The sequence below is a fragment of the Collinsella sp. AF31-11 genome (assembly GCF_003475605.1).
Lineage (GTDB): Bacteria > Actinomycetota > Coriobacteriia > Coriobacteriales > Coriobacteriaceae > Collinsella.
The window spans coordinates 105,188-114,662 of the sequence record NZ_QRQS01000009.1 but is presented as its reverse complement, the minus strand read 5'-3'; the positions used below and the strand labels follow the sequence as shown (position 1 = coordinate 114,662).

The window sequence follows — 9,475 nt, the reverse complement described above, 5'->3', positions numbered from 1 at the left end:
TGCTTTCCGTCTTGCGCAGGACTGTAGAGCAGCAAACTTAACCCCCGCCCTCAGCCCCGGGGACCCTCCCGGAGGGACCGAAAAATTTTTTCAAAAAAAGTTGTTGCGCGCCGGACAGACTTCTGTGTATACTAATTCCCGCAGCGCACGCGAGCGGAAACAAACGCGAACGCCTGCCTGGGGAGTTAGCTCAGTTTGGTTAGAGCGCCGGCCTGTCACGTCGGAGGTCGCGGGTTCGAGCCCCGTACTTCCCGCCAACGCAATTAAAGCCACGTCTTCGGACGTGGCTTTTTGCGTTTGATGCACTTTGTTTCGATAGAACGATCGCCCTAGCGCATCTTCGCCCAGAATCCCCGCGCCTTCGGGAACGCAAGTAAAATCCAATAAGTATATCTGTCTAAACAGCAGCTTTGTTGCGCAACACCTGTTCAACGAGACAGGGGGTTAGGTTATACTAAATTGCACTGTAGGCCGCATCTGATGCATTTCGCTCCAAGCGCGGCACTCAGTGGATATCCTATTTATCATTTGGATGTCCTAGCGGTCATTTAGCGTCTCGACACAAGCTCGGCCCCGGAGCTCGTTCGAGCTGTTCGTATTCCTTGAAAGGGGAAAAATGGACATATCGAGGAAGACTGATTACGCCCTTCGTATGCTGGCGATGCTTGCCGAGGACTCGGAGCGTTTGCTTTCTGTTCGCACCGCTGCCGAAGAGGTCAATGTCCCGTATTCGTTTGCCCGTTCGATCCAACACGGTTTGGTCCAGGCCGGTATTGTGGAGAGCCTGCGTGGCGTCCACGGTGGAATGCGTCTCAAGGTCAGTCCGGACGATGTCACCATCCGCCAGGTCGTCGAGGCTGTTCAGGGCCCTATGGTTATGAACGATTGCACCGCGCCCGATGGTGACTGTGCGCGCATGGGCACGTGCTGCTATCATCCCCTGTGGGCCGGAGCCCAGGCGTTGATGCGCGACTACCTCGATTCCGTTTCGCTCGGCGACATCGTCGCCCATCGCCAGTTCCCGGCTGTCGATCCCAAGTTCGCCGATCGCGATGCGTTTCCCGAGTACGCCACCTGTGCGTGCGCCTGCCGGGAGGAATAGCGCCGCATAAGGAGCATTGCCATGATTCAGGACCCCTTTCGTTCGATGATTCGTTCGGAAGGGGTCTTGCGTTATCGCGACCTTCCGTGGCGCCGCACGCGCGACCCATATATCATCTGGCTCTCCGAGGTCATGCTGCAGCAGACACAGGTTCCGCGCGTGGAGACGCGCATGCCGGCGTGGCTCGATCGTTTTCCGACCGTCCAGGCGCTCGCTCAGGCCGCGCCTTCCGATGTTTTAGACGCTTGGCAGGGCATGGGCTACAACCGACGCGCTCTGGCGCTCCACAAGGCCGCTCAGCGCGTTGCAGAGGACTGGGATGGGGAGTTTCCGCATGAGACGCGCGACTTGGTCGCTCTGCCTGGTATTGGCCCGGCAACGGCGCAGGGTATCCGGTCGTTTGCGTTTGATCTTCCGGGTGTGTATCTGGAGACCAACGTGCGCACGGTCTTTCTGCATCATTTCTTTCCCGATGTGCCCGCCGTTCCCGATCGCGAACTGGTACCGCTGATTCAGGCGGCCTGTCCGGCGGCCCCCGGTGCGGCGCTCGACAAGATCGCTCCCTTTGCCGTGCCGCTCGATGATGCCGACACGCCGCGCGCGTGGTATTACGCGTTGCTAGATTACGGCGCATATCTAAAAAAGACGTTGCCCAATCCGTCCAGGCGCTCGGCGGGCTATAGCCGTCAATCAAAGTTTGAGGGCTCGCGTCGCCAAAAGCGCGCGCATATCGTGCGCATGTTGCTGGCAGCGCGCGATGGCCAGCCGGCGGGGATTACGCTCGATGAGGCCGTCGCAGGCGTTGACGAGATGGAGGCGGCGGCCGGTCGAGCGCCGGTCGAGTGTGAGCTGGTCGCGAGTATTCTGGCCGATCTGGAGCGCGAGGGCTTTTGCCGCTTCGAGGACGATCGTTGGCTGAGTGTGTAGCTCGCTCGAATTTTAAGGTTTAGATTTTCGGCAGAGGGTACCATAAAATAAGGCCGCTCAAAGCCTATGGGCGGCATGTATTGAAGGGAAGTACACCTATGGATTTTGAGAGCTCTCAAACCAAGAAGAACCTCGAGACCGCTTTTGCCGGTGAGTCTCAGGCGCACACCAAGTATCGCTACTATGCATCCAAGGCAAAAAAGGACGGCTACGTTCAGATCTCGAATATCTTTGCCGAGACGGCGGGCAACGAGTCCGAGCACGCCAAGCTGTGGTTTAAGTACCTGCACGATGGCGCCGTTCCCAGCACTCTGGATAACCTGCGCGATGCCGCCGCGGGAGAGAACTACGAGTGGACCGAGATGTACGACGAGTTTGCCAAGACCGCCGAGGAGGAGGGCTTTGCCGAGATCGCCGCGAAGTTCCGCGGCGTCGCTGCTGTCGAGAAGGCTCACGAGGAGCGCTACAACAAGCTCGTCGAGCGCATTGAGTCGGGCGAGGTGTTTGAGCGCGAGGGTGTAAAGGTGTGGAAGTGCCTGAACTGCGGACACCTGCATGTTGGTGCCGAGGCGCCCGAGGTGTGCCCGGTGTGCAACCACCCGAAGGCGTACTTTGAGGAGCAGGTGGTGAACTACTAGCGCGTGGCGCTGGCTGCTGCGGGGCGCGGGGCGGGGAGATACCTTCCCCTCTCGCTCACGGCTTCGCAGAGTCGCGCGAGGGGAAGGTATCTCCCCGCCCCGCGCCCCGGCGTTGGGTCGTCGCGTGCTCGCTACAGAAAAGCTGATATTAAAGTTTGTGTGCCGCCCCCTATGGGGCGGCACGTTTTGTGTGGGGATGGACAGTTAGTTCAGATTCGTATTTTCCAATCGCTCGATGGCTGTCTTTTGGGTCCTTGGAGGTCTGTTGGGCGTCATTTGGATGCCTGTTACGCCTGACTTTGGGTCTTTGATGTCCGTTATGGGGGACTAAAATGCGGCAAACGGAGCGTGTCGGCCCTTCTGTGGGGGGTCTGATTTATACATATCTGAACTAACTGTCCAGGCTGCTTCGCTTGGGGCTGTCACGTTTTATTTGAGGTCCCGGTCTCCACAATTTTCGTCAAGCTTTTGGTTAGATTTTGGTCAGCTGGCGTAAGGGTGGAAGGCCAAAAGATTGCTGGCGAAAAAAGCTCAGAGAAAGTGCTGGTAGGGGAGTTGTTGAGCTTTTCGACAGCTTTTGAGCAAAAGAAACTTTGTGGCTATTGCCGGCGATTGCGTTGCCGCGGTCATGGCGGTGCGGGATGCTGGCCGTAAGCGTCGAATGCCCCGATTTTGGAGGCCAACATGGATCTGTTTCTTGAGACTCCGCAGCAACAAGCTGAGCGCATGCTGCGTCAGCAGCAACGACTCATGGAGATGCAAATGCAAGGGGTTGCCAACCAGGCGCCTGTGCAAAACGTCGTGCCCGCTGCTGTACCTGCAGCTGTGCCCGGGTGTGAATCGGCGCCAGAGGCCTATTCCGTACAGCAAGATTCATATGCGCAGGAGCTCGCGTTCGACAAACGCCGCGCGCGCCGCCGCCGTTTGGGCCAGCGCCTGCGCACATTGGCGATGATCGTGCTCATCCCGTTGGGGCTTGCGGCCATCTTTCTGGCGTCGTATGCCCTCACGTGCATCCTCAACGGCGCATCGCCCAACGAGGTGCTTCAACATCTAGCGGCACTGGGCCAGCGCCTAGGTGACGTCATAACAACCATCCGCGCCGGCTGGGAGAGCTAGCGTTTTAGCGCCCGCGGCTCTAAGAGAAATTTGTCTGCAAGGCAGTGAGTGATCCGTGTGTATGGCGGGGTAAGATTGATCGCGGTTTTGATTGGTGCTCGATTGGGTTTGTTGGGCGGAGTTTATGTCTGCTATTGATATTGTGCTTGTTGTGATCGCCTTGGTGGCGGTGGGGGTTGCTGTGGCTTGCGCCATCCAGCTCAAGAGCCTGCGTGCCGAGTTGCGGGAGCGTGGCGACAGTAGCGCGGAAACGCTGGCAGCACTCGAGCAGGCCAACAACGCGTTCGATGCCCTGAACGTCGCGCTGGCTGAAACCCGCCGCACGGCCAATGCCATCGCGCAGCAGCAGACGACCGATGCGGCCGTGGAGCAGCAACGTTACCTGGCCATCGCACGCGAGTTCTCGCAAGCTGGTGACCGTATGGATGACCTGCGCCGCGAGACGACCCAACAGCTCGGCGCCAACCGCGAGGGCATCGAGCAGCGCCTGGACAAGGTGCGCGAGACGGTCGATGCCCAGCTGGGCGCCATCCGCAAGGACAACAACGTGCAGCTCGATCAGATGCGCGCGACGGTGGACGAGAAGCTCTCCCGCACGCTCAACGACCGTCTGTCGGCATCGTTTAAGCAGGTGAGCGACCAGCTCGAGGCCGTGTATAAGGGCCTGGGCGATATGCAATCTATCGCCACCGGCGTGGGCGACCTTAAACGCGTGCTGGGCAATGTGAAGGCGCGCGGTATTTTGGGCGAGGTGCAGCTGGGCGCGATCCTGTCGGACATCCTTACGCCCGACCAGTATCTGGAAAACGTCGCCACCAAGCCCGGCGCCTCGGAGCGCGTTGAGTTTGCCGTCAAGCTGCCGGTAGACGAGGGAGACCCCGTGCTGCTGCCGATCGACTCCAAATTCCCGGGCGATGCGTATGAGCATCTGCTCGACGCCCAGGAGTCGGGCGACGCGGAGGCCGTCGCCGCCGCGCGCAAGACGCTCGACACCATGGTGAAGCGCGAGGCAAAGGACATCTGCGAAAAGTACCTGAGCGTGCCCGCGACCACCAACTTTGGCATCCTGTTCGTTCCGTTTGAGGGCCTGTACGCCGAGGTCGTCACGCGCCCTGGGCTTATCGAGACCCTGGGCCGCGACTATCACGTCAACGTAGCCGGTCCCAGCACCATGGCCGCCATCCTCAACAGCCTGCAGATGAGCTACCAGACGTTTAAGTTGCAAAAACGCACCGACGACGTGCTGCGTGTGCTTTCCGCCGTCAAGGCCGAGCTGCCGCGCTATCAGGCGGCGCTGCGCCGCGCCCAGCAGCAGATCGAGACCGCGGGCAAAACGGTCGAGGGCATCATCACCACGCGCACCAACGTTATGGAGCGCAAGCTCAAGGATATCGACGCGCTGGAAGATGCCGAGGAGGCCGACGAGGTCTTGGGGCTCACGTCTGCGGGCCTGCTTGCAGGGCAAGAAGACGAGGACTAGCCGCACCTGACGGCGGGGCGTCTGCGCAGGCGCGGGGCGCAGCGCTTCTCGCATCGCACTTGCCTAAAGCGCACTTTAATGTGCAACAATGGTGTTTCGCCCTATCAGATGCGAAAGGAAGCCCATGTCTCAGAGAAGCACCAGTCCGCTCAAACGCTCAACCGTGCGTCGCACGCTGCAGCGTTTTTGGGACGTCACGCGCACACAGCCGCTGATCGTCTTTCTCTCGGTGTTCTCGTCGGCGGGCTACATCTTTTTGCTGACGTTTGCCAATACCTATGTGATGGCCCTCATTGTCGACCGCGTTCAAGCCGGTCCCGTGGCGGGTGACCAGGTGTTTGAGGTCTTCGGCCCCTATATCCTGGCGCTCGTACTCGTTAACCTGGTGGGTCAGATCCTCTCCAAGCTACAGGACTACACCGTCTACAAGCTCGAAATCGCAGGCAACTATCACCTGGCGCGTCTGTGCTTCGACACGCTCTCCAACCAATCCATGACATTTCACACCAGCCGTTTTGGCGGATCGCTCGTTAGCCAGACGAGCCGTTTTATGAGCGGCTATACGGGACTGGTGGACGTGACGGTGTATTCGCTCATTCCCACCATCACCTCGGTCGTCTGCACGGTGGCGGCACTCGCCCCGGTGGTGCCCACATTTACCGTGATCCTGGTGGGCATCATGGTCGTCTACATTGCGTTTGTCTGGCTTATGTACAAGCGCATCATGCCGCTTTCGGCCGCGACGTCCGCCGCGCAAAACAAGCTCTCGGGCGTGCTGTCCGACGCGGTCACGAACATCCTGGCCGTCAAGACCTGCGGGCGCGAGGACTTTGAGCACGATCTGTTCGATGCCGCCGACCGCGCCGCGCGCGATGCTGAGACGGTATCGATGCACGCCATGATGCAGCGCAACTTTACGACCTCGGGCCTTATCGTCATCACCATGGCCGTGGTGAGCGTGTTTGTGGCGGGCGGCAACGCGTGGTTTGGCATCTCGGCCGGCGCGCTCGTCATGATCTTTACCTATACGTACAACCTCACCATGCGTCTGAACTACGTGAGCTCCATGATGCAGCGTATCAACCGCGCGCTGGGTGACGCCGCCGAGATGACGCGCGTGCTGGACGAGCCACGTTTGGTGGCAGACGACCCGGACGCCCCTGAGCTCAAAGTGACCGAGGGCGCGATTGATTTTGAGCACCTGAGCTTTGCGTACCGTGACGCTGCGGCGGGTGAGAGCGTGTTCGATGACCTGACGCTTCATGTGGCGGCGGGCCAGCGCGTGGGCCTGGTGGGCAAATCGGGCTCGGGTAAGACGACGCTCACCAAGCTGCTGCTGCGCCTGGACGATGTTCAGGGCGGCCGCGTACTCGTGGACGGTCAGGATGTCTCGCGCTGCACGCAGCAGAGCCTGCGCCGCCAGGTTGCCTACGTGCCGCAGGAGGCGCTGCTGTTCCACCGCTCCATTCGCGAGAATATCGCCTACGGTCGCCCCGACGCCACCGACGAGCAAATTCGTGAGGCGGCGCGCCTGGCCAATGCCCTGGAGTTTATCGACCGCCTGCCCCGTGGCTTTGACACCATGGTGGGCGAGCGCGGCGTCAAGCTCTCGGGCGGCCAGCGTCAGCGCGTGGCTATCGCCCGCGCCATCCTAACCGACGCACCGATTCTGGTGCTCGATGAGGCGACCTCTGCTCTCGACAGCGAGTCCGAGGCGCTGGTGCAGGAGGCGCTCGAAAACCTGATGAGTGGACGTACCTCCATTGTGGTGGCGCACCGCCTGTCCACCGTGGCGGCGCTCGACCGCATCGTGGTGCTGGCCGACGGCGAGATCGTCGAGGACGGCACGCATGCGCAGCTTGTCGAGGCGGGCGGCGAGTATGCAAGCCTGTGGAGCCGCCAGACCGGCGCATTTTTGGAAGCGTAACGACCCTATACGTGGGACAATTGTGCTCATAAGTTTATTGTGCCGTTGAGCCGAGGAGTCGTTATGCCACGCGAGACCAATGCCGCCAAGCGCGAGCGCGCCATCGAGGTGTGTGAGCGCCTCAACCGTCGCTATGGCCCGGTCGAGTGCTTTTTGGACCACGAGAATCCCTTCCGCCTGCTGATTGCGGTGCTGCTTTCGGCGCAAACGACCGATATGCAGGTCAACAAGGTGACGCCGCGGCTGTTTGCCCAGTGGCCCACGCCCGAGGCCATGGCCGGGGCGAGCGTGGCTGACGTGGCGGACACCATCAAGTCACTCGGCTTCTACAAGAGCAAAGCCAAGCATGCCGTCGAGGCCGCGCAGATGATCGTCGCCGACTATGGCGGCGAGGTGCCGGCCGACATGAAAGAGCTCGTTAAGCTGCCGGGCGTGGGGCGCAAGACGGCGAACATCGTGCTCAACGTGGGGTTTGGCATTGTCGAGGGCATTGCGGTCGATACGCACGTCAACCGCATCGCGCATCGCCTAATGCTGAGTCCCAAGACGCATGCCAAGGAGCCGCTCAAGACCGAGCAGGATCTGCTCAAGATTCTGCCGCACGAGTATTGGGAGTCGGTCAACCATCAGTGGATCACCTTTGGTCGCGAGATCTGCGACGCCCGCAAACCCAAGTGTGACGAGTGCCCGCTGGCAGATTTGTGCCCCAGCGTGCGCGTAGCGGGGTAGGGCGGAACGCATCTTCGTCTGGCGTTTTTTGCGGGGCTAGGTTTGCCCTTGAGCCGGAGTCTTCTCCATGCGCTACCATGACAGACAATGTATTTGACGTACGACCTGCCGAGCTTGCCCCGGCGGGCTTTTGGCGTTGCAATGCCGGAGGAACAGCATGCTCATTCACCGTATAGCCGCGCAGCTCTACACTGCCGAGGCACTGCAGACCGTCGAGGCCGGGCTCGATGCCGGCGAGGACGTGACGCTGGCCGTGTCGCAGTCGGGTCGCACGCTTATGGCGGCAGCCCAGTTTGCGCGTCGCCCGCGCCCCACGGTCTACATTGTGAGTGGCGAGGATGCGGCCGATCGCGCTGCACGCAGTCTGGCCGCCTATGTGGGCCTGGCGCACGTGTGCCGCTTTCCCGAGCGCAAGGACTACCCTTGGCGCGAGCAGGCGCCCGACGACGCCGTGGTGGCCCAGCGCTGCGAGGCGCTCGGGCGCATCGTGCGCGGGGACAACTGCATCATGGTCGCCTCCGCCCGCGCACTGCTGCGTTGCGTGCCGCCGGTCGAGAGCCGCTATTGGGAGTCCACTACTTTTACGGTGGGCGAGGAGATTCCCTTCGACGAGGTGCCGCAGCGCCTGGTTGGCATGGGCTACACCAATGCCGGTGCCGCCGACGCGCCCGGCCTGTTCCGCGTGCACGGCGACACCGTCGAGGTGTTTCCCGCGCAGGAGAAGGCACCCGTGCGCATTGAGTTCTTTGGCGACGAGATCGACCGCATCCGTCGCATGGTGAGTTCCACGGGCCAAACCATCGGCAACGAGGACAGCATTGAGATCTTCCCCTGCCGCGAGCTGGCGCTCACCGACGAGGCCGTCCACAACATGCATGTGGCGCTCTACCGCGCCAGCCAGGACGACAGCAAGCTGGCGGCGCTGCTCGAGATGGTGGACGCGCGCATCGTCACGCCCGAGCTCGACCGCTTTTTGCCGGTGATGTACGGCCAGACCGTGAGCCCGTTGGCGCACGTGAGCGGCAAGGCACTTGTGGTCCTGTCCGAGCCGCGCTCGCTGTTCGACGACTGCCTACGTGCCTACGAGGATATCGAGGCCCGTGCCGGCGAGGCGGGGATTGACCGTCTGGACGGCCTGTACGTGCGTGCCCAGCAGCTCGACTTTGGTGCTCAGCAGCGTCTGAACTACGTGAGCCTGATTCGTGCCGGCGGCGCGGTTACGGCCGAGCTCAAGATTGAGCAGCCGGCCATTGCGGGCTCGGACAATCGATTTATGACGCGCATTCAGGAGGTTGTGGGCAAGCGCTACGCCTGCGTGTTTGCCATTCCCGACCGCGGTGCGCGCGAGTCGATGGAGCTCACCTTTGGCGATGCGGGCATTACCTTTGAGGAGTCGCTGACTGCCGCCCCCGAAAACGCCGGCGTTATCGGCGACCGTGTACGTGTGGCGGCGGCGGATTCTGCCGACCGCGCCGCCCGCCAGGGGGCCCATGCCTCGATTCGCGAGCGCCATGCCGACGCGCTCAACGCCCGCCCGCTCGAGGCGGGCGCGG

The 9,475-nt window shown here is 61.6% G+C and carries 7 protein-coding genes, 1 tRNA gene and 1 pseudogene; all 9 read left to right on the top strand.

Annotation, left to right across the window (positions count from 1 at the left end):
- The first annotated feature begins 179 nt into the window (after positions 1 to 179).
- Positions 180 to 257, top strand: a tRNA-Asp gene (locus DWZ22_RS07385).
- 359 nt (positions 258 to 616) lie between these two features.
- On the top strand, positions 617 to 1,102 hold the full coding sequence (locus DWZ22_RS07380) for an Rrf2 family transcriptional regulator (RefSeq protein WP_118405805.1): 486 nt from the start codon (positions 617 to 619) through the stop codon (positions 1,100 to 1,102).
- 21 nt (positions 1,103 to 1,123) lie between these two features.
- Positions 1,124 to 2,029 carry an adenine glycosylase gene (locus tag DWZ22_RS07375; RefSeq protein WP_118405804.1) on the top strand — a complete coding sequence of 302 codons (906 nt, stop codon included), beginning with the start codon at positions 1,124 to 1,126 and terminating at the stop codon, positions 2,027 to 2,029.
- Positions 2,030 to 2,127: 98 nt separating this feature from the next.
- On the top strand, positions 2,128 to 2,667 hold the full coding sequence (gene rbr / locus DWZ22_RS07370) for a rubrerythrin (protein WP_117735427.1): 540 nt from the start codon (positions 2,128 to 2,130) through the stop codon (positions 2,665 to 2,667).
- A gap of 684 nt (positions 2,668 to 3,351) precedes the next feature.
- A complete protein-coding gene (locus tag DWZ22_RS07365) occupies positions 3,352 to 3,786 on the top strand; it encodes a hypothetical protein (protein WP_117735428.1) in 435 nt (144 codons plus the stop codon).
- A 124-nt stretch (positions 3,787 to 3,910) separates the two neighbouring features.
- The gene (locus DWZ22_RS07360) at positions 3,911 to 5,266 is read left to right on the top strand and encodes a DNA recombination protein RmuC (RefSeq protein WP_118405803.1); all 1,356 of its coding nucleotides are present in this window, start codon (positions 3,911 to 3,913) and stop codon (positions 5,264 to 5,266) included.
- A 124-nt stretch (positions 5,267 to 5,390) separates the two neighbouring features.
- Positions 5,391 to 7,193: an ABC transporter ATP-binding protein gene (locus tag DWZ22_RS07355; protein WP_118405802.1), complete on the top strand. Its 1,803-nt coding sequence runs from the start codon at positions 5,391 to 5,393 to the stop codon at positions 7,191 to 7,193.
- Positions 7,194 to 7,256: 63 nt separating this feature from the next.
- A complete protein-coding gene (gene nth, locus DWZ22_RS07350) occupies positions 7,257 to 7,922 on the top strand; it encodes an endonuclease III (protein WP_117735431.1) in 666 nt (221 codons plus the stop codon).
- A gap of 157 nt (positions 7,923 to 8,079) precedes the next feature.
- Positions 8,080 to 9,475: pseudogene (locus DWZ22_RS10320) on the top strand (transcription-repair coupling factor); the annotation flags it as partial.